Raw genomic sequence first — 26659 nt, forward strand, 5'->3', positions numbered from 1 at the left:
TAGGAGCCGGAGCAAGGAGGTGCGTTCGATGCCAAGGGCCGCCGCGGTGCGGCTGCGGTTGCCGTCGAAGTGAGCGAGGACGTCAAGGATGAACCTCCGCTTGAACGCGCTCACCGCCTCGTGCAGGGAAATCCACGTGTCGGGCATCGCAGGGGTAGTAGCAATCACCGGGCCAGTAATTCTTACCGAGGATATCAAGGATACTCATGGCTTCCGTGACGCTTCGGACACACCCCACTCCGCGAAATTCGTCTAGGTGACACCTGCGTGTCACACACGTAACAGTACATAACTATAGCCTATAGGTTGTAAGGAGGTTCGTGAGAAATAGCGAGACGCAATGAATAGGGAAAGTTTAGTAGGCTAGTGTAAATCCTGGATGTAAATTCGGGCGACATGGTGGTCGATTACATCACCATCAGGACTTACTTCGAACGAAGAGGTGATGATTCCACGCGCGGCTATGAAGTAACCATCGCCCCCAGTTACATTCCAGATTGCCGCGCCATAGGTCCAGCCGGCGATGGGGCTGGGGCCTACGATGCCGCGCCCGATCGTACCGAAAGTTACCGAGCCGGCGCGGCCGTAGGAGATCCTGCCGTCCTCGACAAAGGAGCCGTCGGGAAGGCGCTCGACCCGCGAGTCGAGCTCCGCAGTGTCGCCCGGCAATGGCTCCATGCTCGCCTCGACCCCGCCGGCCGTGAGAATCGCCCGGAGGCTCTGGCTCGGCGCGGTGGTCCGCGCGCGGCGCTGAGATGGTAGGCCAGGAACGGGGCCCGCGCGGCCACGAAACTCGAGGGCGAAGACCAGCTCGCGCACGATCTCAGAACACGATGAGGCCGCGCGCCAGCTCGCCCGCGGCGAGGGCACGGAAGGCCTCGTTGGCCTCCTCGAGGCCGTAGCGGCGATTGATGAGCTGGTCGATGCGGAGCCGGCCCGCGAGGTAGAGGCGCGCCAGCATCGGCAGGTCCTCGCGGGTGCGGGCGCTCCCGTAAGAAGAGCCGCGGATCTCGCGCTCCGCTGTCACCACCGGGCGCACGTCCAGCTGGACGATGGCGCCGGTCTCGGGCACGCCGATGAGCACGCAGACGCCGCCCGGCGCGAGGGCCTCGAGCGCCTGAGTGACGGGCCGCGTGGCTCCGACGGCCACGAATGTGTAGTCGGCCCCGCGGCCGGTAAGTCGCCGAATGGCCGCCACGGGGTCCTCCTTCGAGGCGTCGATGGCATGCGAGGCACCCATGGCGGCGGCGTGGTCGAGCTTCGCCGCCACCGTGTCCACGGCGATGATCGGATGCGCGGCGACCAGGGCACCGCCCTGCACGACGTTGAGCCCGACGCCGCCCACCCCCCACACCGCCATCGAGGCGCCGGCTGGCACCCGGGCGGTGTTGAGGACGGAGCCCACGCCCGTCATCACCGAGCAGCCGATCAGAGCGGCGCGGTCCAGCGGCATGGCGGGATCGATGCGGATGGCGCAGGATTCATGCACGACGGTGCTGGACGCGTAGGTCGCGACGTGGCCGTACTGGTACACGGTGCGGCCACGCAACGACATGCGGCTGGTGCCGTCCGGCAAGACGCCGCGGCCGGGCATGCGCTTCTCGCAGAGGTTCGGCCGGCCGATCACGCAGTAGTGGCAGCGGCCGCACGTGGGCGCCCATGAGAGGATCACATGATCGCCCACCGCGAGGTCGCTCACGCCCGCGCCCACCGCGGTGACCACTCCGGCGCCCTCGTCGCCCAGCACCATGGGCACGGGCACGCCCTTCCAGGAGCCGTCGGCGGCGTGCAGGCAGGAGTGGCACACCCCGCTCGCCGCCATGCGCACGGCCACCTCGCCCGTCTTCGGCGGCTCGAGCTCCAGCTCCTCGACGGCCAGCGGCTTGCCCTGCTCGAACAGCACCGATGCACGCATGAGGGAGTCTCCGGCCGCCGAGGTCAGCGGCTATAGCGGACCCGCGGGTCCAGGTATCCGTAGAGGAGGTCGACCAGGAGGTTGAGGGTCATGAAGAGGACTGCGATGAAGAGGATGGTGCTCTGGGTGAGCGGATAGTCGCGCTGATAGATGGACCAGAGCACGAGCCGGCCCACGCCCGGCAGGGTGAACACCTCCTCGACGACCACGGTGCCGCCGAGGAGGATGCCGAGTTGAAGCCCCGCCACCGTCACGATGGGGATCAGGGCGTTCCGAAGGGCGTGCTTGAGGATCACCATGCGGCTCGCGAGGCCCTTGGCGGCGGCGGTGCGGATGTATTCCGAGCGCAGCACGTCGAGCATGCAGGCGCGGGTGGTGCGGGCGATGTTGGCGGCACTGGCCGTGCCCAGGCACAGCGCGGGCAGCAGCATGATGGTGAGGTTCCGCCTCCAGTCGGTCCAGAAGTCCACCCACATCACCGGGGGCATCCAGCGCAGGTAGAGCGAGAAGAAGAGGATGAGCATGGTGCCCTGCCAGAACACGGGCACGGACAGGCCAAGCAGCGTGCCCACCCGCGTCACGTGGTCCAAGGCGGCGTCGCGGCGCACCGCCGAGACCACGCCCGCGGCGATGCCGAGCAGGAGCGCGAAGGCGACCGCGAACACCGTGAGTTCGAGCGTCACCGGCAGCCGCTCGAGGATGAGCGACCATACCGACTTGCCCGTGCGCCACGAGGTACCGAGGTCACCCTGCAGGAGCTGACCGATCCAGCGGCTGTACTGGACGTACCATGGCTGGTCGAGGCCGAAGAAGGCCTTGAGCTGCGCCACCATGTCGGGGCTGTATGCGGCGTCCGCGCCGATCATCTGCTCCACCACGGTGCCAGGGATGAGCCGCAGCATGAGAAAGATCAGCGCCGTCAGCCCCGCCAGGGACAGGGCCATCGAGTACAGGCGGACGACGAGGTAACGGGTCACGCGGGCTCAGGCCTTGTCGAACCAGACCCCCTCGAAGCCGTAGAGCAGCGTGGTGGGATGCTGGCGGAAGCCCTTCACGCTCGACTGGGTGAAGTCGATGGTGTCGGCGGAGAAGAGCCAGAGGTGCGGCACGTTCTCCAGGATCATGATCTGCGCCCGGTCGTAGATCTCCTTGCGCTTTTTCTGGTCCAGGGTGCGCCGGCCCTCCTCGAGCATCGCGTCGAGGTCGGGCACGCTCCAGGAGTTCCAGTTCTGGCCCTTGGTGGAGTGCAGGGCCCGGAAGAACGCGGTGTCGGGATCGGCGTAACCGGGCGTGGTGTTCATGGTCAGGTCGAAGTCCTTTGCCTGCCAGCGCTTGATCCACACCGCGTACTCCACGTTCTCGATCTCGGCGTTGATGCCGATGCGCTTGAGCTGGGCGGCGATGACGGGCGCGCCCGACACCATGGTGGGGAAGGTGGGGATCACGCCGAGCTTCACGGTGAAGCCCGCGGCCTGCCCGGCGTCGGCCATGAGCTTCTTGGCCTTCTCCACGTCCGGCTTGTAGTAGCGCATCCACTGCTCTTCAGGGAGCTGCCACTGCTTCATGGGGGCGGTGGCGGGAGCGGTGAGGCGGCCGAAGCCGGAGGTCGCGACGCGCATGACCTGGGCGCGGTCCACCGCCCAGGAGATGGCCTGGCGCACGCGAACGTCCTTCAGCGGCCCGCGCGAGGCATTGATGTTGAGGAAGTCGTAGCCGAGGCGCGAGGAGCGGTAGCCAGTGAGCGCCTTCTCGTCCTTGAGCAGGTTGTAGTTCTTGTTGTCCTCGATGAAGGCATGGTGGATCTGGCCGGTGCGGAGGGCGGCCACGATGTTGGCCTCGTCGGGGATCACCCGCAGCACCACCTGGTCCACGTGGGGCAGGCCCTTCTTGAAGTAGCTCGGGTTCTTCTTCAGCACCATCTGCTGCTCGACCTTCCAGTCGTCGAGGACGTAGGGGCCGGTGCCGAGCGCCGCCTTGTTGAGGTCGCCGTGTTTCTTGATCCCCGCCTCGCTGAGGATGAAGCCCCAGAAGCCGCCCAGCGCGGCGAGCAGCCCCGCGAACGGCTCCTTGGTGACGAACTTCACCACGTGCTTGCCCGCCGGCTCGACCTTGTCGACCGCGATGAAGTCGGACTTGCCCGGTGACTTCTCGAACAGGCGGTCGAAGGTGAACTTCACGTCGGCCGAGGTGAGCTCCTGCCCGTCGTGGAATTTCACCCCCTGGCGGAGCTTGAAGGTCCAGGTGAGGCCGTCCTTGCTCGTCTCCCAGGACTCAGCGAGCTCGGGCACCGGCGTCATGTCGGGCTCGAGGCGCACGAGCTGGTTGTAGGTGAGCGGCGAGCGCGCGCTGCGCGAGAAGGCGGGCACGAGCTGGGGATCGAGCCCGGTGGCCTCGGTGGTGCGGGCGGAGATGAAGGTGCCACCCTCCTTCGGGGTCTGGCCGTAGGCGTGGCGGCCGACGGCGAGGGCCCCGAGGGTGAGGCCGCCCGCCTGCAGGAGCTGGCGGCGGCTGAGGCGGCGGGGGTCGCGGGACGCGGAGTCCGGAGTGCACATGGGATGGTCTCCTGTCACTGCTCGTTGGGGTCGAGGACGTCGCGCAGGCCGTCGCCCAAGAGGTTGAAGGCGAGGACGGCGGCCATGATCGCGAGGCCGGGGAAGACGGAGATCCAGGGCGCGGTCTCGAGATACGTGCGCCCCTCGTTGAGCATGTTCCCCCACGACGGCGTGGGTGGCTGGGCGGAGAGCCCGAGATAGCTGAGCGAGGCTTCGATCAGGATGGCCTGGGAGAAGGCGACGGTGCCCTGTACGACGAAGGGCGAGATGACGTTGGGCAGGACGTGCTTGAGCGCCACCACCCAGCGCGAGGCGCCGAGCGCACGCACCGCCTCCACGTATTCCTTCTCGCGCTCGGCGAGCACGGGCGCCCGCATCACGCGCGCGAAGATCGGGATGTAGACGATGGCGATGGCGATGACCGCGCTGTTGACGCCGGGCCCGCGCATGGCCGCGATGCCCACGGAGAGGAGCAGCCCGGGCACGCTGAAGAACACGTCGAGCACGCGGTTGATCACGTTGTCCCACGCGCCGCCGAGATAGCCCGCGGCGAGGCCGAGCACGCCGCCCGCCAGCATGGCGACCGAGATGGACGTCGCCGCGACGTAGAGCGAGATGCGCGAGCCGTAGATGACCCGGCTGAGCACGTCTCGCCCGAAGCGGTCCGTCCCGAACCAGGCCTGCGCGCTCGGCCGGGCCTCGATCAGGTCGAAGTTCTGCACGTCGGGCGGCGAGGGGGCGATCACGTTGGCGAAGAGCGCCATGCCCACGATGAGGGCAGCGCCGATCGCGCCGACCACGACGACCGCGCTGCGGCTGAGCCGCCGCAGCGGACGGCTCCAGGCCGCGCGCTGGGGCAGGGCCGGCGTGGCGCGGAGCGCAGAATCAATGGCGGCCACGCACGGACACTAGGCCGGGGGCGGCGGGGGTGTCAAGGACGGGGCTTGCGCGGCGCGCCCGCGGGGCGATAATCGTCCCCGCCGTGCGCGACCTCACCCTCGGCCGTCTCCGCGTCTCCGCCGTGATCGAGCGCGCGGGGCCCACGCGTCCCACATGGCTCCTCCCCGACGCCACCCCCGAAGCGGTCGAGCGCCATCGCGAATGGCTGGCGCCCCACTTCCTGGATGAGAAAGGCCGGTTCCTCCAGAGCATCCACGCCTTCGTGGTGCGCGCGCCGGGCCTGACCGCGCTGATCGATACCTGCGTGGGGAACGACAAGGACCGCGGCGGGCGTGCCGCCGGAGTCGGTGGACCTCGTGATCTGCACGCATCTGCACGTGGACCACGTGGGCTGGAACACGCGCCTGGACAACGGCCGCTGGGTCCCGACGTTCCCGCGCGCCCGCCACCTCTTCGCGCGGCGCGAGTTCGAGCACTGGGCGAGCGAGAAGGACGAGGACACGCGGCGTATCCTCGCCGACAGCGTGCAGCCGGTGCTGGACGCCGGGCTGGCGACCCTCGTCGAGATGGATCACCGCGTGTCCGACGAGCTCTGGCTCGAGCCCACACCAGGACACACCCCGGGCCACGTGAGCGTGCGGCTGCACTCGGGCGACGAGCAAGCGGTTATCACTGGTGATCTGATGCACTGCCCCGTGCAGGTGGCCGAGCCGGGATGGGGCAGCCACTTCGACTCCGACATGGAAGAGGCGCGGAAGACGCGGCGGGCCTTCTGCGAGCGCTATGCGGACGGGAGGGTGCGAGTCCTCGGCACGCACTTCCACCACCCCACCGCCGGCCATATCCGGCGTCACGGTGACTCGTGGCGCTTCATCGTGGAGAGCTGATGGACCTTCAGGGGCGCGCGGCCTTCGTCACCGGCGGCTCGGGCGATCTGGGCGCGGCCATCTGCGAGCGGCTGGCGCGCGCAGGCTGCGACGTGGCGGTGGGCTATCTGAGCAACAAGGATGGCGCGGACAGGGTCGCCGACGTGGTGAAGGGCCTCGGGCGCAAGGCGACCATGATGCAGTTGGATCAGGCGGACGCCGCCGCGTGCGAGCCCGCAGTGAACACCGCGGCCACCGGGCTGGGCCGCCTCGACATCCTCGTGAACAACGCCGGCTGGAACATCGGCATCCCGTTTCCCGAGCTCGACAAGCTCACGGCGGAGGTGTGGGACCAGCTGCAGCACACGAACCTGCGCGGCCCCTTTCTCCTCGCCAAGGCGGCGGCGCCACACATGAAGAAGCAGGGCGCCGGGCGCATCGTGAACATCGCGAGCATCGCCGGACACCGGCCGATGGGTAGCTCCATCGGCTACGCGACCAGCAAGGCCGCGCTCGTGCACCTCACGCGCTGTCTCGCAGTGGCGCTGGCCCCTGCCATCACGGTGAACTGCGTGTCGCCCGGCTTGATCGAGGGCACGCGCATGGCCCAGCGCATCCCGCCCGCGGTGGCGGAGAGCGTGCGCAAGTCCGTCGTGCTGGGCCGCGGCGCGGACGTCAAGGACATCGCCGCGCAGGTGGAGACGTTTTGCCGTGCCGACAGCGTGACCGGCCAGGTCTTGGTGGTCGACGGCGGCCTCGTCTTCCACTAGGTCCGGCAATTCTTCGCCGGTAGTGCAAATGCATCATGCGGTCGGCACCAGCCAGATGCTAATTTCCGTTCCGCTAGGCGTTTGCTCTTCATCCGCGGCTGGGAAGAGAGGCCCCTCATCCACTGCGTGAGCAGATGGAGACAGTGCAGGCGGACGGCCGATGGATAGGATCGCTGCGCGACGCGTGAGCGTCCTCGGCGCCGCCGGCGCGATCCTGATCGCGGTCGGCGTGATCACGGGCGCCCTGCTGTTGCCTGCTTCCGCGCCCGCCCAGAAGACGCCGGCGGAAGCGCCACCCGCGACGACGCAAACCGGGACGACGCCACCCGCGGGAGCGCCACCCGCCCCGGCTGCGCTGCCCGAGGGGTACGTGGGTGCCGAGACCTGCAGGGCCTGCCACGGGGAGCAGTTCGAGAAGTTCTCGCGCACCAAGATGGGCCGCCTCTTCCTCAGGCAGCCTCGCAACTCGCAGGAGGGCCTGGCCTGCGAGAGCTGCCACGGCCCCGGTGGCGAGCACGTGGCCAAGGGGGGCGGCAAGGGCGTGGGCGGCATGATCAGCTTCGCCAAGAACGACAAGACGCCCGTCGACAAGCGCAACCAGATGTGCCTGACCTGCCACAACAAGGGCAGTCACATGTTCTGGCGGGGCAGCGCCCACGAGGCCCGCGACGTGGCGTGCACGAATTGCCACAAAATCATGGAGGACATCTCGCCCCGCCACCAGCTTGCGCGCCCGACCGACATCGAGACCTGCGGCACCTGCCACATCGACAAGCGGGCGGCCGCCGCGAAATTCTCTCGCCATCCGATGCTCGAGGGCAAGATGGGGTGCACCTCCTGCCACAACCCCCACGGGTCGATCACCCCCGCGCTCCTCAAGGAGCCCTCACTGAACGACACGTGCTTCAACTGCCACGCCGAGAAGCGCGGGCCGTTCCTGTGGGGGCACGCGCCTGTCGTCGAGAGCTGCGCGAACTGCCACGACCCGCACGGCTCCAACCACGAAAAGATGCTCAAGCTTTCCCGGCCGCGGCTCTGTCAGCAATGCCACATCGAGAGCCGACATCCGACCTCGCCGTACGGCCGTGATACCGGTTCCCTCAAGTTCGTGATGGGGCGAGCCTGCTCGGACTGTCACGTCCAGATCCACGGCTCCAACCACCCATCGGGCCACGCCTTTACCCGTTAGGAGCGCATGATGAGAGCGATCGGACGGACCGGTCTGATCCTCGTGGTGCTGGTGGCGCCGCTGGTGGCGGCCCCGGCCTGGGCGCAGACCCCGCTCGGCGGCTGGGTGCTTGAGGGGGGATTGGAGGCGGGCGTCCGCTTCCTCCCGGATGAGCCGTCGAAGAACGAGCAGGCCAAGTTCCAGGAGTATCGGGACATCCAGGAGGGCCTCTTCCTCGAGTCGCTGAGGCTCCGGCTCCGTACCGACGACGAGAAGCACTTCATCGAGCTCGGAGGGCGCGCGTGGGGCCTGAAGGACCAGGAGTACTTGCTCGGGGTCGGACGCCTGGGTTTGTGGGAAGGCGGGTTCGAGTGGAACCAGATCCCGCACACCTTCTCGACCAATGCGCGCTTCATGGCCGGCGAGAACCCGCCCGGGTTCTTCGTGCTGCCCACCCCACGCACGCCGCTCAACGCGCACAACTCGGCGGGGGAGCCGGACGACATCTCGCTCCTCCGGAAAGACGCGCGGTTCTTCTTCAAGCTGACGCCGACGCCCTGGCTCGACCTCACCGCCGAGTACACGAAAATCCGCAAGGACGGCGAGCGGCCGTTCGGCATGGCGTTCGGGTCCCCCGGCAACAACTTCTACGAGATCCTCGAGCCCATCCAGCAGACCACCCACGATTTCCGCGTCAAGGCGGTGATCGCGCGGGAGACGTGGCAGCTGCAGTTCTCATACGGCTTTTCCGCCTTCCGCAACGACCTGGACGTGGTGAGGGCGGACAACCCCTGCTTCGGGTTGACGGCGGCGGTGACCGCGGCCTCGCCGGGGTGCGGTGGTGACGCCACTGGCGCCCCCGAGCGCGGCCAGACCGCGCTGACGCCCAACAACACCGCGCACACGTTCGCGCTCGGCGGCGGCGTCAGCCTGCCCTGGTGGCGGACGCACCTGAGCGGCAACGTGTCCTACAGCTTGCGCCTGCAGGATCAGGCGTTCCAGCCCCAGACGATCAATCCGGCGCTGACCTCCTCGCCCCTCCTCGGGCTGCCCGCCAAGAGTCTCGACGGGACGGTCGGGATCACGACCGTGAACTTCAACGCGACGAGCCGGCCGCTGCCGCCGCTGAGCCTGACGCTCCGGTACCGGCTCTTCGATTTCAACGACATGACCGACGAGCACATCTTCGCGGCCAACGTGGTCAACGATCGGAGCATCACCGCGGAGGCGCAGCGGGCCGCCCGCTTCGAGCAGACCCGGCAGAACGTGGACGGCGAGGCCCGCTGGCGCTTCGGCACGATGGCGGCCGTGGGCCTCGGCGGCGGGTGGGAGTACATCAATCGCTCCAAGAACCGCGAGGTCGACAACAGCGACGAGTACTTCGCCCGCGCGGTCCTGGACGTCACGCCGTTGGAGTGGCTGCTCGCGCGCCTGACCTACCGGCCCTCGTTCCGTCGCATCGGGAGATACGACCCCGCCGCGCAGCTCGAACGGACCACCGTGGAGGATGTGACCGCCGACGCGATCTCGACCGCCCAGTCGCCCCTCCTCCGCAAGCTGGACGAGTCGGACCGTGACCGGCAGCGTGTGGACCTCATGATCGAGCTCATGCCGATCGAGAACTTCACCACATCATTCAGCACCAGCTTCCGGAACGACAACTACTACAACTCGACGCTCGGGCTACAGGACGCCACCGCGTGGACGGCCGGCGTCGATCTGACCTGGACGCCGTCGGACCGGATCTCGCTGACCGCCGGCTACAATCACGAGTCGATCTTGCAGCGGCAGCGCTCGCGCAGCCGGCCGGTCAGCGGCGGGTTCGCCCTCGACTTCCCCGACTTCGACTGGATCACGACCACCACCGACACCATCGAGACGTTCTATGTCGGGCTGCGCGCGGCGCTCATCCCCCGAACGCTCGACCTCTTGTTCGGGGCCCGGTTCGAGTACGCCCTGAGCGACGCGGCGAACCGCAACCCGGGTGCGGTCACGAGCGGCTCGCTCGCCCAGCGAAACACGGCGACGGCCCAGCACTTTCCGGCCACCGACGACAGCATGTTCCGCCTCGACGTGGCCGCGCGCTATCACTTCCTGAAGCACTGGACGGCCACCGTCGGCTATGCGTTCGAGATGTTCCACAAGGACAACTGGCAGACCAACCAGCTGAACCCCTTCCTCCCCGGCGTGACCTCCATCTGGCAGGGGAACGACTTCAAGGACTACACCGCGCACATCGTCACGTTCACCCTCGGCTACCGGTTCTAGGGTCGCGTCCGGGCGTCTCCGTAGGCCCAAGGTCGCATAGACGAAGCGGGGCCCACCTTTCTATTGTGCCTCCCATAAGACCATTGTGTGGCAGGATGCCTGTTGCGGAGGGCGGGCGATGGAGCAGCTGGGGTTGGATCTGACGGGTGCGCTCGCCGGTGCCGCCGACGGGGCCATCGTCGTCGGCCGGGAGGGACGTATCCTCGCCTGGAATCGGGCCGCCGAGCGAATCTTGGGCTATCGGGCTGGCGAGGTCATCGGGCGTCCGTGCTGCGAGGTCCTCGCGGGGCGGGACGCCGGCGGCGGCCGGATCTGCGAGCCGGACTGCCGGGTGATGCTCATGGCGCACGGAGGTCGGGCCGCCGAGAGCTTCGACATGCGGGCGCTCACGAAGGCTCGGCGTCCCGTCTGGCTCAACGTGAGCACGCTCACCGCGCGCTGCGCTGGCCGAACCTTTGTGGCCCATCTGTTCCGCAATGTCACCGCGACGCGGGAACTACGGGAGCCGGTTGAGCCCGAGCCGGCAAAGGTCCCGGGCGAGCCGCCGGACTCGAGTCTGACCCCACGAGAGCTACAGGTGATCGGGCTCCTTGCCCGGGGAATGGGCACCCGCGAGATGGCGGACCGCCTGCAGGTAAGCCGGGCGACGATTCGCAATCACGTACAGAGCATACTCGGCAAGCTCGGCGTGCACAGCCGTCTCGAGGCCGTCGCGCGAGTGAGCGGCCGCCAGTTCATTGCCCGATTGACCACGGGCGCGGCGGCGCTGTGGGCCCTGTCGCCGGTCATATCCGCCTGACCACGTGGGGCATCACAGCTCGACAATGCCGTTGCCCACCTTCTTGAGCCGCTCGAGCACGAGGGGGTCGTGGCCGGGGATCACGAGCTCGGGGTTGGACGCTAGCTCGCGAATCGTGTCGAAGGCGCGGTACATGCCCGGCAGGTCGTGCAGCGTGTTGAAGGGGATGCGCTCCTCGAAGTTCCGGTAGTAGTGCGAGGCATCCGAGGCCACGACTGCCTGCCCCTTGGCGTGGGCCACCGTGACGATCTGCATGCCCGCGGTGTGCCCGCCCACCTTCTGCACCCGCACGCCCGGCACGACCTCCATGCCGCCGTCCACGAAGACGAGGCGGCGATCGTAGTTCAGACGGATCAGCGCGCAGATGTCCTCCACCTCGACCGAGCGGCGAAACGCGCCCTGGGCGGCGTTGCGCCCCGTGTAGAACGCCATCTCCGCGTCCTGCACGTAGAACGTCGCGTTCGGGAAGAGGGCGTAGTTCCCCACGTGGTCGTAGTGGAAGTGGCTGAGGATCACGTGCTGGACCTGGCGACAATCCACGCCCACCTCGGCGAGGCCGCGGTCGATGGGACGCAGGAACTGCCGCCCGCGCGCGGTGCCCACCGCCTCGGTGAAGCCCAGGTCCACCACCACCGTCTCCGAGCCATTGGTCAGCGCCCACACGAAGTAGTCCATGGTCATGGGGCCGTTGTGGTGGTCGCCGTAGAAGGCCTCCGACGTCGTGCACTTCCGGTGGGCGTAGCGCACCGCGTGGATCCGATAGGGGGCAGGGGGCATGGTCAAGGCTCCTTTCTCGTGCGAGGATTCTACGCCACCCGTCACGAGGTCCGGGGAGTGATCACGCAGGGTCAACGAGGAGACGCCGGCATGAAAGTCGGATTCATCGGGGTCGGCACCATGGGCGCCTTCATGGCGTCCAATCTGCAGGCGGCAGGCCACGCCCTCATCGTGAACGATGTGCGGAAGGAAGCCGCGGGTCCGCATCTGGCCGCCGGCGCCGTCTGGGCGGCCACGCCGCGGGAAGTCGCGAAGGACGCGGAGGTCATCTTCACCTCGCTGCCCGGTCCGCCGGAGGTCGAGGCGGTCGCGCTCGGCCCGGATGGGCTCATCAGCGGCATGCAGCGCGGCGCCGCGTACTTCGATCTCAGCACCAACTCGCCCAACCTCGTGCGGCGGCTCCACGCCGCGTTCGCCGAGAAGGGCTTCCATCTCCTCGACGCGCCGGTGAGCGGCGGCCCGCGAGGCGCCAAGACGCGCAAGCTCGCCCTCTGGATCGGCGGCGAGCGCGCCCAGTTCGACAAGTGGAAGCTCGTGCTCGACGCCATCGGCGATCAGGCGTACTACGTGGGGCCGATCGGCGCGGGCTCGGTGGCCAAGCTCGTCCACAACTGCGCGGGCTACGCTATCCAGACCGCCCTCGCCGAGGTGTTCACGATGGGCGTGAAGGCGGGCGTGGACCCGCTCACGCTGTTCCAGGCGGTGCGGCAGGGCGCGCAGGGCCGGCGCCGCACGTTCGACGGGTTGATCGACCAGTTCCTGCCCGGCACGTTCGACCCGCCGGCCTTCGCGCTCAAGCTCGCGCACAAGGACGTCTCGCTGGCCACCGCGGTGGGTCGCGAGTTCGGCGTGCCCATGAGAGTGGCGAATCTGGCGCTGGAGGAGCTGACGGAGGCGCTCAATCGCGGCTGGGGCGGGCGCGACTCGCGCGTGGCCATGCTGCTGCAGGAGGAGCGCGCGGGCGTGAAGATCGCGGTGCCGCCGGAGCAGGTGCGCGGGGTGGTCGACAAGGCGTAGAGTCGGGGACATCACAGCGGGTCACCTGACGAGAGACAAGGGAGGCCGACATGGTCACGAAGATCTATGCGGGCGCGGCGCGGGGATTCGGCGGGTCGGCGACGGCGCACGGCGGGCTCTTCCGCCGGGCCCTCGGTGACGCGCGGTGGGAGAAGCTGGGCGGCGGGCTTCCCGCGGAGAGCGAGATCCACGCCATCGCCGTGCACCCCGGCGATCCCAAGGTGGTGTACGCGGGCACACAGGAGGGGCCGTACCGCAGCACCGACGGCGGGGATCACTGGACGGCCATCCCATTCCCCGACGGGGGCAAGGAGGTCTGGTCCTTCCTCTTCGACCCGCGCGACGCCCGCGTGATGTACGCGGGCACCTCGCCCGCCGCGATCTACAAGAGCGAGAACGGCGGCGACACCTGGCGCAAGCTCGGCCTGCGCACTCCGGGCCACGTGAAGATGAGCTTCGACTGCCGCGTCACCCGCATGGCCGCCGATCCCAGCCAGCCGCGCGATCTCTACGCCGGGCTCGAGGTCGACGGCGTGCTGCGCTCCCGCGACGGGGGCGAGACCTGGGAGGACATGAGCCAGCCGCTCATCAAGCTCGCCGACCAGCCGCATCTCAAGAGCCGCATCGTGAGCGACACCGAGATCGAGGGCATGATGGACACGCACGCCCTCTGCGTCTCGAGCGCCGCCCCCGGCACGGTCTTCCTCGCCGTGCGCATGGGCGTGTTCCGCAGCACCGACCGCGGCGTCAACTGGGAGGACATGGAGATTGGCCGCTTCTCGCCGCTCACCTATTCCCGGGACATCTGCGTGTCGGCGCACAGTCCCCGCACGCTGTTCACGGCGCTGAGCCCCGCCGCGCGGAGCGAGGATGGCTCGCTCTATCGCAGCGACGATCTGGGCGGCTCGTGGCGGCGCATCGATCGCGGGGTCAAGGCCAAGGCCACCATGATGAGCGTGGCGCTGCACGCCAAGGATCCCGACCAGGTGTACTGCGTGTCGCGCTGCGGGCAGGTGTTCGGCACGCAGGACGGCGGGCAACGCTGGGAGGAATATCCGTTGCCCGAGGGCACCGCGGACGCCTACACGGTCGCCTGCGCGTAGGAGGACGTCATGCCGTCGCCGGACTGGGTGGTTCCCTTTCCCGAACGGGCGGCCGCGGAGCTGGAGGGATTCGTCGCGGGCCTTCGGCGCGATCCGCTCCCGACCGTGCTGCTCACCCCGCCGACGGAGGGATTCATCGCCTGCCGCGCGGTGATGGCCGAGGTCGGCGAGCGGCTGCGGGGGCCGCTCGGGCTTGCCGTGGTCGACCGGGTGCAGGTCGAGCGCTACGCCGAGGACGAGAATCGCGCCATCGGCTGGGTGCTCGGCTCCCTGCTGGGCCGGCTGGTCGCCCAGAAGTGGGAGGGGGCCATGCTGTACGACGTCCGCGACACCGGCAAGCGCCTGGAGTACGGGGTGCGCCGCTCGGTCACGAACCTCGAGCTGCAGTTCCACACCGACGCGCCGTGGCTCGCGCTGCCGCCCGAGTACGTGGGTCTGCTCTGCCTGAATCAGGCGCCGGAGGGCGGGGTGAGCCGCTTCGTGAGCCTGACCGACGCGCACGACACGCTGGGCCGGCGCTCGCCCGATCTGCTCAAGCGGCTCTATCATCCGTTCCCGTTCGACCGGCAGGCCGAGCACGCGCCGGAGGACGCGAAGGTGACGTGGCAGCCCGTCTTCGCCGGAAGCGGAGACAGGCCACTCTGCCGCTACAACCGCGCGCTCATCGAGACCGGCGCGGGGCTGGCCCAGGAGACGCTGGATCCGGACGGGTGCGAGGCGCTGGACGCGATGCGGGAGCTGGTGGAGGCGCCCGCTCGGTGGGTGGAGCTGACGATCGCGCGCGGCCAGCTCCAGTATCTCGACAACCGCCGCTTCGCCCACGCGCGCACGCCGTTCATGGACGGCGCGGCGCCGGATCAGAAGCGCCATCTCATCCGGCTCTGGAATCGCGACGAGGGCCGGCGGAGCTTCCACGGCTGACCGTCCCACCTGCTAGCGTCGCGGGGCTAGACGGGTCCGCATATTGCTATCCAGTCCGTTCGCGCCGGGTCCCCAGTGCTACAAAGCCCAAGATACTTCTAGTTATCCGGACAGAGAGAGGAGTCCATCATGGCTACAGAGGACCGAATCGCCCGAGTCACCTGTACGCACGACTGCCCGGACGCTTGCGCGATGCTCGTCACCGTGCGCGATGGGCGAGCGGTGGACGTGTCGCCGAACGCCGCGCACCCCGTGACCGGCCGTCACCTCTGCGTCAAGGTGGACCGGTATCTGGAGCGCGTCTATCATCCTGACCGCCTGCTGACGCCACTGCGCCGCACGGGCCCCAAGGGCAGCGGGACCTTCGAGCCCATGTCCTGGGACGACGCGCTCGACGTCATCGTGAGTCGTTGGCGGGAGATCATCGCGATCGACGGCGCCGCGGCACTCCTTCCTTACTCCTATCTCGGGAGCATGGGGAGTCTGACGGCGTTCGGGACCATGCACGCGTTTTTCCACTGGCTAGGGGCCACACGGCTCGAGCGCACGATCTGCGGCGGCCAGAACCAGGGTCTGACGGCGCTAGTCGGGGCCACGTGGACAGATCCCGAGAACATTGAAGACGCGCGACTGATCCTTGCCTGGGGGATCGACCTCGTGAGCACGAGCATTCACACGTGGGACATCGTCCAGCGCTCCCGCCGACAGGGCGCGCGCCTCGTCGTGATCGATCCCTACCGGAGCCGGACGGCCGAGCGCGCCGACCTGCATCTGCCGATCCATCCAGGTACCGATGGCGCCCTCGCTCTCGGAATGCTTCACGTGATCTTCCGCGAGGGATTGGAAGATCGCGACTACATCGAGCGCTTTACGACCGGCGTGGAGTCGCTCGAGCGCCTGATCGCGCCGTGGACACCCGACATAGCCGCGCGTGCGACCGGGTTGGATCCCGGCTCCATCGTGGCCCTTGCACGCGAGTACGCGACCATGCATCCGGCAGCGATCCGCCACGGGGTCGGCATGCAGCGGGCAGCGGGTGCCGGGATGGCCCTGCGGGCCATCCACTGCCTCGCTGTAGCCACCGGCCAATGGAGATACCCGGCCGGCGGTATCGCAGACGCCCGCTCGGTCCGCTCGCCTGACATCGGCAAGCTCATGCGCCCAGATTTTGGTCCGCCGCCGCCGCGCACCCTCAACATGATCCAGCTCGGGCGCCATCTCACCGACCCCGACCTGCGCCCCCCGATTCGCGCACTGTTCGTGTGGAACGCCAACCCGGCGGTAATTGCGCCGGACCAGCAGAAGGTCCTCGAGGGGCTTCGCCGCAAAGACCTCTTCACGGTGGTCCACGAGCAATTCATGACGGATACCGCCCGTCACGCCGACATTGTCTTGCCGGCCACCACCATGCTCGAGCAAGAAGACCTGGTCGGGTCATGGGGGTTCAACTATGTGGCGCTGAACGAGCGTGCGATCGAGCCCGTCGGCGAAGCGCGCAGCACCGCTGAAGTCGGCCGGCTCCTGGCCGCTCGGCTCAAGCTCAACAACGAGATCTTTCGCCTGGCGGACCGTGAGCTGATCGCCCTCGCGCTGCAAGGTTCTCGGGCCGAGCAGGAGGGCGCGTCGCTCGAGCGCCTCGCGGCCGAGGGGTTCGTCCGAGTCGGACCCGTGCGGGGCGCAGCCATCTTCGCTGAGGGGCAGTTCCCCACGCCGAGCGGAAGGTTTGAGTTCGCCTCCGATAGCCTCGCGCGCGCTGGGCTCGGTCCCGTGCCCCTCTACGTGCCACCGGCTGAGAGTCCCGAAACGAACCCTACCGTGGCGGGGCGCTATCCCCTGCGGCTCCTTACCCTCAAGCGCCACTACTCCATCAATTCGTCATACGGAGCTCTCCCGGTGCTCATCCGCGCGGAGCCGGAGCCGCAACTCGAACTGCATGTGGATGACGCGCGGGCGCGCGGAATCGCCGAGGGCCAAACCGTTCGGGTATGGAATGACCGCGGCAGCGTCTCCTACCGCGCGCATCTGACCGACAAGCTGAGACCCGGGACGGTGGCGGCGCCCTTCGGACCGTGGATGCGCGGCGGAGCGAGTGTGAACAGCCTCACCAGCGATCGCTTGGGTGATCTCGGCAATGGACCCACCTTCTGTGACACCCTCGTGGAGGTGGAGGCGCTCTGAAGGCGCAAGGCCTGAACCGATATAGGAGGCGGGCCGACACATAGGTTCAGGCTGCGCGGACGGGAATGCGTCATTCTCACGACTGCGGACCGCTCGACGCCGTGGCTGAGGGAACTCTGCAGCGGGATAACTTCGGTATGCAGCCGTCGGCCTATGGCCGCGGCTGATACCGGCGTTCGGCGGCGAACCACCACGCAATCAAGGGAGGTGATCACGCATCGATTAGGATCACTGGGACGCAACAAAGATTGAGGAGGCACCAGCATGAATGACCTTCAAGGACTTTCGAGACGCCAGCTCTTAGGAATGGCGGTTGCGGCAGGAGGCCTCACTCTGTTCGGTACGTCACCCTGCACGTTCGCCCAAGCGCTCAAACGGACTCCAGGTGAGATTCTCGGTCCCTTTTACCCCGTTCTCAGAACGGTCGAAAAGAGTGGGGATCTCACGATGTTGCCCGGTAAGCCCGGACGAGCGGAAGGCCAGGTGATCTACGTCATGGGCCGCGTCCTGAACGCCCAGGGACAGCCGGTGAACGGGGCGCGGGTCGAGCTCTGGCAGGCCAATACGCACGGGCGGTACGTCCATCCGAGCGATACCAACCCGGCGCGGTTGGATCCCAACTTCGAGGGATTCGCGATTCAGGACACTGATGCCGAGGGCCGGTTTCGGTTCAAGACGATCAAGCCCGGCGCGTATCCGGCCAATCCTACTTGGATGAGGCCCCCTCACCTTCATTTCGAAGTGACCGGGAAGATCAATCGCCTGATCACACAGATGTATTTTCCGGGCGAACCCTTGAACGACAAGGATCTCCTGCTACAAAACATCCGTGGCAACAAGGAAGGCCTGATCGCAAAAGTACTACCCCCAACGTCGGATGTTGAGTCCGATTCGCGTCTCGTGGTTTGGGATATCGTGATTGACAAGGGGTAAAGACCCTGTCCGGTTGATGCTTGGGTCGCCGAACAAAGCCGCTTCACCATGAGGTTGTTCCGGATGAGGAGGGTCTAATGCCAGCGTTTGCGTTCGGGCTTTACCGCATCCGGGATGCTTCATGGCGCCCAGCCTATCGAGAGGTCGTTGACAGGCTGGTCGCGAAGCACGGCGGACGTTACGTCGCGCGCACGACCAATCCGTGGGAGGTGCTTGAGGGCGCCGCTCCAGACATCACTGGCATCACCATGATCGAGTTTCCGTCGATGGCGCATGCGCGCGCCTGCTACAACGACCCCGAGTACGCACCAATGAAGCGACTACGGCACGCCCGGTACTTCACCCTGCAGCTGGCCGAAAGCTACTTGACCGGGGCGCTCTTTCGGCAGATTCTCCAGAGCGTCGAGCGGCTGGACTGGCACCCGACGTGATCAGCCGCGAGCCCCCGCAGCGCCCGCTCCGAGCAGTCTTCCCCAAAGGAGCTTTGCATGAGCACCAGCCTTGGCCCGGGGTTCCATGCGTCTGCCGGAAAACCAGTAGACAGTCTGGCTTACGAGCGTTGGGTCGGCCGCTGGTCGCGCATGTTCGTACCGATGGTGATCGCTGCCGCCCAGGTGGTACCGGGTGATCGGATCCTGGACGTCTCCACCGGAACTGGAGAGGCAGCCGTTGTCGCGCTGCAAGCCATTGGCTCATCGGGCAGGGTAGTCGGTGTGGACATCGCCCCGGCGATGCTGACAGGCGCGCGAGAGCGATTGAACGATCCAGCATTCTGGCCAGTCGCCGCTGATGGTCAGGCATTGCCGTTCGACGACGCCAGCTTCGACGCCGTCGTGTGCCAGCTTGGCCTACAATTCTTCCCCGATCCCGCGCGCGGGTTGACCGAGTTCCGACGTGTCCTCCGCCCCGGCGCCAACGTCGGAGTATGCGTTATCTCGACGCCTGATAAGGCTCCGATGTGGGGAATCCTTGCTGAGGAACTAGGGCGGCGGCTTCCCGCGCAGCGACCCGTGCTCAACTTGTCGTTCGCTCTCGCCGATCAGAGCCGGCTACACGCCTTGTTCGCCAGCGCCGGCTTCCGCGATATCGGTGTAGAGCGCGTGGAGCGACACGACGCGGTGGAGGGCTTTGACGCATATTGGGAGCCGATAGAGAGCGGGGTGGGCTCCATACCACAAATGTATTTGACCCTTCCCGAAGCGGATCGCCGTGCGGTGCGCGAAGAGGTCAAGCGGCGACTTTCACGGTTCGAAGTGGCCGGTAAGCTGGTTCTAAGTGTGGAAATGTTGATCGGCAGAGGGCAGGCATGACATCGGACAGCCCGACGGTGTCGTCGCCACGATGCTTGATGGAGGCGGATACAGCGTCGGGAATAGCGGTTTCTATCGGCGGGCTCTGAAGCTCAGAATCGGATCTATCTCAACGCCTTCCGGCAAGGGCTCAGCGAGCAAGGGTATGTGGAAGGTCGGAGTATCGCTATTGAGTACCGGCTTCCCAAGCTTGCCGCCGAGCTAGTGCATCTGAAGTAAGACCCTGTCGACCCAATCTTATTGGTCGTGCTCCATCTCACTCTGGAGCTCTAGGTGCTGCCACCTTCGCGTGCTATCAGTCCTTTCACGCGACCAGGAGTCGCTACAGTCTGCGACCAGGCGAGACCGAGGATTCGGTCTAAAGAGGGGCTAGATCGGGCCCGACGAACAGACAATACGTCGTCGCGTACGGCGCAGGCGGCCGGCCGCTCAGCCGCGGCATTGGCCGCTCGCCGCAACGGGCATCTCGCTCAGGAGGATTCGGATGAGTATCGCAACTGAGCTCTTGCAACGACACATTCAGACACTGGTCGACGATCACCAGCAGTGGCAAAGGCTGATCGCCGACGACATTTTGTGGGAACTAGCTTACGCGCCCGCCCTCGGCCATCCGGCAAAGCTCTCGGGCCGCGACGAGGTGCTTCACCACGTTAGATGGTTCCTGGGGGCGGGCGGAAACTTTCGCTTCATCGATCCAAAGGTCTATGAGTTTACAGACCCGCAAGCCGCGGTGGCACAAGTCAAAGCCGAAGCTTTGATCAAGCCCACCGGCCGTATCTACCGCCAAGAGTACGTCGTGTTCCTGCGTGCTGCTGGCGATAAGATCGCATACCTCCGAGAATATTTTGACCCGACGCGGGCGGCCAAATCGATGGATGTAGCGATTCTCGATCTTGAACCGTGGCTCTAAGCCGCGCTGGTTGACCACGAAATGCGACCACTCCGGTATTCCATCAACGTCACATTGGACGGGTGCTGCGATCATCGTGTGGGGATCGTGGACGAAGATTTGCATCGTCACGCGGTCGAGAACCTCGACCGAGCCGATGCCCTCCTCTTTGGCCGGGTGACTTACGAAATGATGGAAGCAGCGTTCCGGCCGCCGGCGCGGACGGGAGCGAGGCCTGGTTGGATGGAACCCTTCGCCCGGACGATCGACGCGGCAAAGAAGTACGTCGTGTCGAGCACGCTGGATCGGGTCGATTGGAACGCGGAGCTCGTACGCGGGGATCTGGGGAAGGCCGTTCAGCAGCTCAAGCGGGAGTCGGGTAAGGGACTGTTCGTGGGAGGCGTGAAGCTCCCCCTGGCGTTAGCGGAGCTGGGATTGATCGATGAGTACGAATTCGTGGTGCATCCCAGGCTAGTGGGCCATGGGCCGACGTTGTTCGCGGGGCTATCGAAGCGGATCGACTTGAAGCTCGTGAGCCGGCTGGAGTTCGGCTCGGGGGCGGTGGCGATGCGGTATGAGCCGAGAAAGTAGGTTAGACCGCTTCGGCGCGCTCAGCCGATGACGACCAGCTCCTGGGTGGTGTAGGTCTTCACCTGGCCGATGAAGAGCGCCCCGTCCGCGTAGAGCGCCTTGCCCTCGGGCGAGGCCAGCGCCCTCCGCATCGAGTCGTGGTCGTCGTACCAGAGCTCCGCGACGCCGTCGATCTCGAAGTCCGACGAGGGGATGTCGGGCCGCGTCCGCTCCTCGAGCAGATGGGTCTGCACGTAGCGCCGGATGCCCGGCACCCTCAGCGCGAGCGGCGCGTGAATCTCCACCCAGTGGCGCATGAACTGTTCGTGGGTGAGCCCCGGCTTGCGCGTGAGGAGGGTGACGCTCTTGATCATGCGCGCCGGCTCACGCCTTCTCGTAGGGGTAGCGCTTGATCCGGTCCGTGTTCTGGCCCTCGATGCGGATGAGGCGCGTCGGCCCGTCGCGGCGCGGCGAGTGGACGTCCCCCTCGTTGTAGACGTGGGCCATGCCGGGCTCGAGCGGGTAGCTTCCCTTGAGCCGCACCTTGCCCGGCTTGTCGGGGGTGGGCCGGCTCAGCACGTCCCAGTCGCTCATCACCGTCGAGCCCTCGGCCTGACCGTAGATCGCCCAGGTCGTGCCGTGATCGTGAGGGTTCGACTCCTTCGCGCCGCGGTTCACGTGGGCGAGGATGCAGAAACCCAGCGTGGGGTCTTCGTAGAGGACCTTCCGCTCGGGCACGTCGTCGCCGAGGTGCTTGGCGACGAAGGCCTTGTCCTTGAGCACGTCCTGGACGACGGCGCACACCTTCTTGCGCCCCTCCGGCCCTGGATCGGCTTCGAGAATGGCGCGACACGTCGACGCGAACTGCTCGAGGGTATAGGCCATGGGTGATCCTCCTGCCGACATGCTAGCATTCATCAGGCACGCCCCGCGACGGGGCGAAAGGGGACACGACATGGCGGTGTCACAGCTCGCGTATCTGGGCATCGGGGTGAGCGATCTGGCGCGCTGGCGGAGCTTCGCCTCGGACGTGCTCGGCATGCAGGTGGTCGAGGGCGCCTCCGACGGGGGCGTCTATCTCCGCATGGACGAGTGCCATCACCGTGTGGTCCTCCATCCCTCGGGTGAGGACGACGTCCTCTACGTGGGTCTCCAGGCGGCCACCCACGCCGAGTACGAGCAGAGCAAGGAAGCTCTTCGCGCCGCCGGCGTGCTTCTCGCCCAGGGCACCGCCGCCGAGATCACCCAGCGCCGCGTGCTCGACTTCGTGAAGTTCGAGACGGGCGAGGTGCCCTTCGAGCTCTGCGTGGGATTGCACACGCGGTGGGATCCCCCGTTCCGGCCGGGGCGCTCGATGTCCGGGTTCAAGACCGGCGCGCTCGGCTTCGGCCACATCGTCCTGCGCTCGACCACGCGGGACGACAGCGTGCGCCTGCTCACCGAGACGCTCGGCTTCCGCATCTCGGACTACATCGGCACCATGGTGTTCCTGCACTGCAACCCGCGACACCACTCCATTGCCTTCCAGCCGGCCGCCAAGGACCTGCCGCGCAGCCGGGACAAGCGCATGTGGCACTTCATGCTCGAGACCAACTCGCTGGACGACGTCGGCGCCGCCATGGACATCGCGGCGCGATCGGGCGCGACCCTCGCCACCACGCTGGGCCGGCACTCGAACGACCAGATGGTGTCGTTCTACGTGATGACGCCGTCGGGGTTCGAGGTGGAGTACGGCTGGGGCGGCCGGCTCGTGGACGACAGCACGTGGGTCGTGCAGCGCCACGATCGCGGGACCCTCTGGGGGCACAAGCCCCAGGTGGAGGCCGCGCTCCCGGTCAGCGCGCAGCCCGTGGCCCGGTAGCCGCGCGCCTTCTCCGCCCCCATGGGCGAATTCGGGATCGGCCAGTCCGTCAAGCGCTTCGAGGACGCGCGCCTCCTGACCGGCCGCGGCCGCTATCAGGGCGACGTCAACCTCCCCGGCCAGGCCCACATGGTGGTGCTGCGCTCACCGCACCCGCACGCGCGGATCCGCGGCATCGACGCCCGCGCGGCCCTCGCCGCGCCCGGCATCGTCGCCGTCCTCACCGGCGCCGATCTCGCCAAGGACAAGCTGGGCACCATGCGCATGACGCTCAAGCGCAAGCGCCCCGACGGCTCGCCCATGTTCACCTCGCCGCATCTCGGGCTCTCCCCGGAGCGCGTGCGCTACATCGGCGATCCGGTTGCCCTCGTCATCGCCGAGACCCTCGCTCAGGCGAAGGACGCCGCCGAGCTGGTAGACGTGAACTACGAGCCCTTGCCCGCGGTGACGGGGACCGCCGATGCGGTGAAGCCCGGGGCGCCGCCGGTGTGGGACGAGTGCCCGGACAACATCTCGAGCGTGTACGAGGCCGGCAACAAGGCCGCGGCGGACGCCGCGATGGCAGGCGCAGTCCGTATCGTCCGCCGCCGCTTCGACATCACGCGGGTGCACGCCCAATACATGGAGCCGCGCGGCGCACTGGGCGTCTGGGACCCGGGCGAGGAGCGCTACACGCTCTACGCCGACGTGCAGTACCCCCACCGCGTGCGTACCGCGCTGGCCAGCAACATCCTCAGGGTCCCCGAGCACAGTATCCGCGTCGTCGCCGGGGACGTGGGCGGCGGCTTCGGCACCAAGGGCTGGCAGTATCCCGAGCACCGTCTCGTGCTGTGGGCCGCGCGCAAGCTCGGCCGGCCGGTGAAGTGGGCGTGCGAGCGCAGTGAGGCCATCCTGGCCGACGAGCACGCGCGCGATAACGTCACCGAGGCCGAGCTCGGACTCGACGCCGAGGGCCGCTTTCTCGGCCTGCGTGTGCGCACGCTCGCCAACGTGGGCGCCTACGTGTCCTCCGACCGGAACCTCCTCGCCACGTTCAGCAACGTGGCCACGCTGGTGGGCGTCTACACCTTCCCCGCTGCCCACGTGCACGTGTCGTGCGTGTTCTCGAACACCAACTCCACCGCGCCCTATCGCGGTGCGGGACGCCCCGAGGCGACCTACGTCATCGAGCGGCTGATCGATGAGGCGGCGCGCGAGCTGGGCGTGGACCGCGTGGAGCTGCGGCGGAGGAACATCATTCCCGCCTCCGCCATGCCGTACAAGACAGCGCTGGGCATGACCTACGACTGCGGCGAGTTCGACAAGAGCATGGAAGAGGCGCTGGCGGCGGCCGACGTGGCCGGCTTCGAGGCGCGGCGCGCCGAGGCGCGGCGCCGGGGGAAGCTCCGCGGGCTCGCGGTCGTCAATGCCATCGAGCGCGCGGCATCCCCCCAGCCAGAGTTCGCCGAGGTGCGCTTCAGCCCCAGCGGCACCGCCACCATCTTCATGGGGACCAAGAATCAGGGGCAGGGCCACGAGACCACGTTCAAGCAGATCCTCCACGAGCGCCTGGGTATCGCGCCGGAAGACGTGCGCTACATCGACGGCGACACCGACCGCGTGGCCTTCGGCATGGGCAGCATGGGCTCGCGCTCCACGGTGATCGGGGGCACCGCGCTCACCATGGCCGCCGACAAGGTGATCGCCAAGGGGCGGCGCATCGCGGCCAAGCTGCTGGAGGCCGCGGAGACCGACATCACGTTTGCGGATGGGCGCTTCGCGGTGAAGGGGACGGACAAGGCGCTCGCCCTGAAGGACGTGGCGCGCGCCGCGTTCACGCCGTCGTCGCTGCCGCCCGGCATCGAACCCGGCCTCTACGAGACGGGGACCTTCTCGCCGCCCGCCGACACCTGGCCCAACGGCTGCCACGTGTGCGAGGTCGAGATCGACGAGGAGATCGGCGCGGCGGCGCTGGTGAGCTACACTATCGTCGACGACGTGGGTACGGTGATCAATCCGCTCACGCTGAAGGGGCAGATCCACGGCGGCGTGGCCCAGGGCGTGGGGCAGGCGCTGATGGAGCAGGTCGTCTACGACCGCGAGTCGGGGCAGCTTCTCACCGCGTCGTTCATGGAATACGGCATGCCGCGCGCCGACGACTTCCCCGACATGCACATCGAAAGTCACCCCGTCCCGACCAAGCTGAATCCCCTCGGGGCCAAGGGCGCGGGTGAGGCGGGGACGGTCGGCGCGCTGCCCGCGGTGATGAACGCGGTGCTCGATGCCCTCGCGCCCCTGGGCGTGCGCGCGCTCGATATGCCGGCGACGAGCGAGCGGGTGTGGAGCGCGATGCAGGCCGCCCGCGCGGGGCGGTGAGCGGTGCGCCGCTCAGCCCTTGAGGCGCGGCAGCAGCTCGCGGGTAGCCCTCTCGAGCTGTTCCGCCTGATCGCCGCCGCCGAAGCGGATCACGATGTGCCGCGCGCCCGCCGCCACGAAGCGTTGGAGCCGCTCCAGGCACGAGGCCGCGTCGCCCGCGTGAAAGCCCTGGATGCGCGCGATGGTCTCGTAGGGCGCGGCGTAGTAGGATTCCACGAAGCTCCGGAGCTCCGCCTCTGCGCTCTTCGTGTCGCGCCCGATGTGGAGCGTGGTGTAGAGCGCGGGGACGAGATGATCGGCGCGCCCGTGCTCGGCCTTCGCGGCCGCCTGCACACGCGCCCAGCCCTCTGCCCACGCCTCGGGGGTGACGCTGTTCGGCAGCCACGCCTGGGCGAGGCGCCCGGCGCGGCGCGTGGCCGCCTCCACCTCGCCGCCCATCCAGATCGGCGGTCCGCCTGGGCGATGCGGGGTTGGGAGCAGGCGCGCGCCGGTGAGCTGCCAGTACCGGCCGGCGTAGGTCACGCCGCGGCCGTCGGCGTCCGTCCACAGCGCGCGACAGATCGCGAGCGATTCCTCGAGGCGGCCCACGCGCTGCGCGAAGGGCATGCCGCACGCCTCGAACTCCTTCCGCACCGCGGGCGAGTCCGGCGCGATCCCCACGCCGAGGAGCAGCCGGCCTTCCGCGACGCGGTCCACCGTGGCCACGAGATGCGCGAGCACGAGCGGATGGCGGAGCGCGGGGAGCAGCACCGCGGTGCCGAGCCGCGCGCGGCGCGTGCGCGCGGCCACTGCGGCGAGGAGCGTGAGCGGCTCGAAGCGCGGGCGCGCCAGGATCGAGTCGCCCGCCCAGATCGAGTCATAGCCCGCGGCCTCGATGCGCTCGGCCAGCGCGAGCATCGGACCCGTTTCGTGGCGTCCCGCCATCACGGCGTCCCGCGTGGGCAGAAGAACGCCGATCTCCACGTGCGACGAGCTCACGGAGCAAAATCTTAGCATGGCGCGCGCGATGGAACGGCGGCGGCTCGGGCGCACCGACATGGACACGAGCGTGCTGGGCTTCGGGGGCTCCGAGATCGGCTACCAGAAGGCGAGCCTCAAGTCGGTGGAGCGCCTGCTCGGGAGCGCGCTCGACGCCGGCCTCAACGTGATCGACACCGCCGAGTGCTACGAGGACAGCGAGGAGCTGATCGGGCGGGCGGTGGGGCACCGGCGCGTCGACTTCCACCTCTTCACGAAGTGCGGCCACGCCCGCGCGGAGTGGCGCTCGGATTGGCGGCCGGACGCGCTGCTCCGGAGCATCGAGCGGAGCCTCAAGCGCCTGCGGACGGACCGGGTGGACCTGGTCCAGCTCCACTCCTGCTCGCTGGACGTGCTGAGGCGCGGGGACGCCATCACCGCCCTCGAGACGGCGCGGAGCCGGGGCTGGACGCGCTACATCGGCTACAGCGGCGACGGCGGCGCCGCGCGCTGGGCGGTGGAGTCGGGCCGCTTCGACACGCTCCAGACC

General features: G+C 67.9%; 26 protein-coding genes. 17 read left to right on the top strand and 9 right to left on the bottom strand.

The genetic code is table 11. The features are described 5' to 3' along the window. Positions 1-363: 363 nt before the first annotated feature. From VFX14_24555 to VFX14_24575, 5 genes are read right to left on the bottom strand one after another with little or no spacing between them, the layout of a single operon-like run. Entirely contained in the window at positions 364-819 is a 456-nt protein-coding gene (locus tag VFX14_24555; GenBank protein ID HEU5192866.1) for a hypothetical protein, read from the bottom strand. Between the two features lie 4 nt (positions 820-823). After that, on the bottom strand, positions 824-1915 hold the full coding sequence (locus VFX14_24560) for a zinc-binding dehydrogenase (GenBank protein HEU5192867.1): 1092 nt from the start codon (positions 1913-1915) through the stop codon (positions 824-826). 23 nt (positions 1916-1938) lie between these two features. Then, the gene (locus tag VFX14_24565) at positions 1939-2892 is read right to left on the bottom strand and encodes an ABC transporter permease (GenBank protein ID HEU5192868.1); all 954 of its coding nucleotides are present in this window, start codon (positions 2890-2892) and stop codon (positions 1939-1941) included. A gap of 6 nt (positions 2893-2898) precedes the next feature. Then, entirely contained in the window at positions 2899-4467 is a 1569-nt protein-coding gene (locus VFX14_24570) for an ABC transporter substrate-binding protein (GenBank protein ID HEU5192869.1), read from the bottom strand. Between the two features lie 14 nt (positions 4468-4481). Then, complete coding sequence (locus VFX14_24575) at positions 4482-5366, bottom strand: ABC transporter permease (GenBank protein HEU5192870.1); 885 nt, start codon at positions 5364-5366, stop codon at positions 4482-4484. Between the two features lie 333 nt (positions 5367-5699). On the opposite strand from VFX14_24575, the gene VFX14_24580 reads away from it, so the two are divergent. The 5 genes from VFX14_24580 (at position 5700) to VFX14_24600 (ending at position 11238) form a co-directional block, all read left to right on the top strand. Further along, positions 5700-6254, top strand: coding sequence for an MBL fold metallo-hydrolase (locus VFX14_24580; protein HEU5192871.1), 555 nt, complete (start codon positions 5700-5702; stop codon positions 6252-6254). Beyond that, the gene (locus tag VFX14_24585) at positions 6254-7003 is read left to right on the top strand and encodes an SDR family NAD(P)-dependent oxidoreductase (GenBank protein HEU5192872.1); all 750 of its coding nucleotides are present in this window, start codon (positions 6254-6256) and stop codon (positions 7001-7003) included. The genes VFX14_24580 and VFX14_24585 overlap by 1 nt, the downstream gene beginning before the upstream one ends. Positions 7004-7187: 184 nt before the next feature. Continuing rightward, positions 7188-8192 carry a DmsE family decaheme c-type cytochrome gene (locus VFX14_24590; GenBank protein ID HEU5192873.1) on the top strand — a complete coding sequence of 335 codons (1005 nt, stop codon included), beginning with the start codon at positions 7188-7190 and terminating at the stop codon, positions 8190-8192. Between the two features lie 9 nt (positions 8193-8201). Next, complete coding sequence (locus VFX14_24595) at positions 8202-10439, top strand: MtrB/PioB family decaheme-associated outer membrane protein (GenBank protein HEU5192874.1); 2238 nt, start codon at positions 8202-8204, stop codon at positions 10437-10439. A 118-nt stretch (positions 10440-10557) separates the two neighbouring features. Then, the gene (locus VFX14_24600; GenBank protein ID HEU5192875.1) at positions 10558-11238 is read left to right on the top strand and encodes a PAS and helix-turn-helix domain-containing protein; all 681 of its coding nucleotides are present in this window, start codon (positions 10558-10560) and stop codon (positions 11236-11238) included. Between the two features lie 12 nt (positions 11239-11250). On the opposite strand, the gene VFX14_24605 is transcribed toward VFX14_24600, so the two are convergent. Continuing rightward, on the bottom strand, positions 11251-12015 hold the full coding sequence (locus VFX14_24605) for an N-acyl homoserine lactonase family protein (protein ID HEU5192876.1): 765 nt from the start codon (positions 12013-12015) through the stop codon (positions 11251-11253). Between the two features lie 90 nt (positions 12016-12105). Here VFX14_24605 and VFX14_24610 point away from each other — a divergent pair, with 90 nt between their 5' ends. From VFX14_24610 to VFX14_24650, 9 genes are all read left to right on the top strand, one after another. Next, complete coding sequence (locus VFX14_24610; GenBank protein HEU5192877.1) at positions 12106-13032, top strand: NAD(P)-dependent oxidoreductase; 927 nt, start codon at positions 12106-12108, stop codon at positions 13030-13032. A gap of 50 nt (positions 13033-13082) precedes the next feature. Beyond that, positions 13083-14135, top strand: coding sequence for a hypothetical protein (locus VFX14_24615; GenBank protein HEU5192878.1), 1053 nt, complete (start codon positions 13083-13085; stop codon positions 14133-14135). Positions 14136-14144: 9 nt separating this feature from the next. Further along, on the top strand, positions 14145-15056 hold the full coding sequence (locus VFX14_24620; GenBank protein ID HEU5192879.1) for a TauD/TfdA family dioxygenase: 912 nt from the start codon (positions 14145-14147) through the stop codon (positions 15054-15056). 129 nt (positions 15057-15185) lie between these two features. After that, positions 15186-17234, top strand: coding sequence for a molybdopterin-dependent oxidoreductase (locus VFX14_24625; protein ID HEU5192880.1), 2049 nt, complete (start codon positions 15186-15188; stop codon positions 17232-17234). A gap of 264 nt (positions 17235-17498) precedes the next feature. Beyond that, positions 17499-18167, top strand: a complete 669-nt coding sequence (locus tag VFX14_24630) for a protocatechuate 3,4-dioxygenase (GenBank protein HEU5192881.1) — start codon at positions 17499-17501, stop codon at positions 18165-18167. A 77-nt stretch (positions 18168-18244) separates the two neighbouring features. After that, positions 18245-18598, top strand: coding sequence for a DUF1330 domain-containing protein (locus VFX14_24635; GenBank protein ID HEU5192882.1), 354 nt, complete (start codon positions 18245-18247; stop codon positions 18596-18598). 57 nt (positions 18599-18655) lie between these two features. Then, on the top strand, positions 18656-19477 hold the full coding sequence (locus VFX14_24640; GenBank protein HEU5192883.1) for a class I SAM-dependent methyltransferase: 822 nt from the start codon (positions 18656-18658) through the stop codon (positions 19475-19477). A gap of 484 nt (positions 19478-19961) precedes the next feature. Beyond that, complete coding sequence (locus VFX14_24645; protein HEU5192884.1) at positions 19962-20387, top strand: nuclear transport factor 2 family protein; 426 nt, start codon at positions 19962-19964, stop codon at positions 20385-20387. Between the two features lie 21 nt (positions 20388-20408). Beyond that, positions 20409-20957 (top strand): dihydrofolate reductase family protein, encoded by a 549-nt coding sequence (locus VFX14_24650; GenBank protein HEU5192885.1) that lies wholly within the window; start codon positions 20409-20411, stop codon positions 20955-20957. A gap of 20 nt (positions 20958-20977) precedes the next feature. Here the strand turns inward: VFX14_24650 and VFX14_24655 are convergent, their stop codons facing one another. Together VFX14_24655 and VFX14_24660 are read right to left on the bottom strand one after the other, a co-directional pair. Beyond that, positions 20978-21310 carry an EthD domain-containing protein gene (locus tag VFX14_24655; GenBank protein ID HEU5192886.1) on the bottom strand — a complete coding sequence of 111 codons (333 nt, stop codon included), beginning with the start codon at positions 21308-21310 and terminating at the stop codon, positions 20978-20980. A 10-nt stretch (positions 21311-21320) separates the two neighbouring features. After that, positions 21321-21821, bottom strand: coding sequence for a hypothetical protein (locus VFX14_24660; protein HEU5192887.1), 501 nt, complete (start codon positions 21819-21821; stop codon positions 21321-21323). Positions 21822-21891: 70 nt separating this feature from the next. Here VFX14_24660 and VFX14_24665 point away from each other — a divergent pair, with 70 nt between their 5' ends. Both VFX14_24665 and VFX14_24670 read left to right on the top strand, forming a co-directional pair. Then, positions 21892-22797, top strand: coding sequence for a VOC family protein (locus VFX14_24665; protein HEU5192888.1), 906 nt, complete (start codon positions 21892-21894; stop codon positions 22795-22797). Positions 22798-22818: 21 nt separating this feature from the next. Then, positions 22819-25152, top strand: a complete 2334-nt coding sequence (locus VFX14_24670) for a xanthine dehydrogenase family protein molybdopterin-binding subunit (protein HEU5192889.1) — start codon at positions 22819-22821, stop codon at positions 25150-25152. 12 nt (positions 25153-25164) lie between these two features. On the opposite strand, the gene VFX14_24675 is transcribed toward VFX14_24670, so the two are convergent. Further along, a complete protein-coding gene (locus tag VFX14_24675; protein ID HEU5192890.1) occupies positions 25165-26130 on the bottom strand; it encodes an LLM class flavin-dependent oxidoreductase in 966 nt (321 codons plus the stop codon). A 28-nt stretch (positions 26131-26158) separates the two neighbouring features. Between VFX14_24675 and VFX14_24680 the strand changes: the two genes are divergently transcribed. Beyond that, positions 26159-26659 (top strand): aldo/keto reductase (locus VFX14_24680; protein HEU5192891.1); only part of this gene is annotated, 501 nt, incomplete at its 3' end.

It is taken from the genome of Candidatus Methylomirabilota bacterium (assembly GCA_035764725.1).
Lineage (GTDB): Bacteria > Methylomirabilota > Methylomirabilia > Rokubacteriales > CSP1-6 > DASRWT01.

Excerpts from the sequence above, each read along its gene's own strand:
- VFX14_24560 (HEU5192867.1), bottom strand. The coding sequence starts at position 1,915 with ATGCGTGCATCGGTGCTGTTCGAGCAGGGCAAGCCGCTGGCCGTCGAG.
- VFX14_24570 (HEU5192869.1), bottom strand. The coding sequence starts at position 4,467 with ATGTGCACTCCGGACTCCGCGTCCCGCGACCCCCGCCGCCTCAGCCGC.
- VFX14_24585 (HEU5192872.1), top strand. The coding sequence starts at position 6,254 with ATGGACCTTCAGGGGCGCGCGGCCTTCGTCACCGGCGGCTCGGGCGAT.
- VFX14_24595 (HEU5192874.1), top strand. The coding sequence starts at position 8,202 with ATGAGAGCGATCGGACGGACCGGTCTGATCCTCGTGGTGCTGGTGGCG.
- VFX14_24600 (HEU5192875.1), top strand. The coding sequence starts at position 10,558 with ATGGAGCAGCTGGGGTTGGATCTGACGGGTGCGCTCGCCGGTGCCGCC.
- VFX14_24605 (HEU5192876.1), bottom strand. The coding sequence starts at position 12,015 with ATGCCCCCTGCCCCCTATCGGATCCACGCGGTGCGCTACGCCCACCGG.
- VFX14_24610 (HEU5192877.1), top strand. The coding sequence starts at position 12,106 with ATGAAAGTCGGATTCATCGGGGTCGGCACCATGGGCGCCTTCATGGCG.
- VFX14_24615 (HEU5192878.1), top strand. The coding sequence starts at position 13,083 with ATGGTCACGAAGATCTATGCGGGCGCGGCGCGGGGATTCGGCGGGTCG.
- VFX14_24620 (HEU5192879.1), top strand. The coding sequence starts at position 14,145 with ATGCCGTCGCCGGACTGGGTGGTTCCCTTTCCCGAACGGGCGGCCGCG.
- VFX14_24625 (HEU5192880.1), top strand. The coding sequence starts at position 15,186 with ATGGCTACAGAGGACCGAATCGCCCGAGTCACCTGTACGCACGACTGC.
- VFX14_24630 (HEU5192881.1), top strand. The coding sequence starts at position 17,499 with ATGAATGACCTTCAAGGACTTTCGAGACGCCAGCTCTTAGGAATGGCG.
- VFX14_24635 (HEU5192882.1), top strand. The coding sequence starts at position 18,245 with ATGCCAGCGTTTGCGTTCGGGCTTTACCGCATCCGGGATGCTTCATGG.
- VFX14_24640 (HEU5192883.1), top strand. The coding sequence starts at position 18,656 with ATGAGCACCAGCCTTGGCCCGGGGTTCCATGCGTCTGCCGGAAAACCA.
- VFX14_24645 (HEU5192884.1), top strand. The coding sequence starts at position 19,962 with ATGAGTATCGCAACTGAGCTCTTGCAACGACACATTCAGACACTGGTC.
- VFX14_24650 (HEU5192885.1), top strand. The coding sequence starts at position 20,409 with ATGCGACCACTCCGGTATTCCATCAACGTCACATTGGACGGGTGCTGC.
- VFX14_24655 (HEU5192886.1), bottom strand. The coding sequence starts at position 21,310 with ATGATCAAGAGCGTCACCCTCCTCACGCGCAAGCCGGGGCTCACCCAC.
- VFX14_24660 (HEU5192887.1), bottom strand. The coding sequence starts at position 21,821 with ATGGCCTATACCCTCGAGCAGTTCGCGTCGACGTGTCGCGCCATTCTC.
- VFX14_24665 (HEU5192888.1), top strand. The coding sequence starts at position 21,892 with ATGGCGGTGTCACAGCTCGCGTATCTGGGCATCGGGGTGAGCGATCTG.
- VFX14_24670 (HEU5192889.1), top strand. The coding sequence starts at position 22,819 with ATGGGCGAATTCGGGATCGGCCAGTCCGTCAAGCGCTTCGAGGACGCG.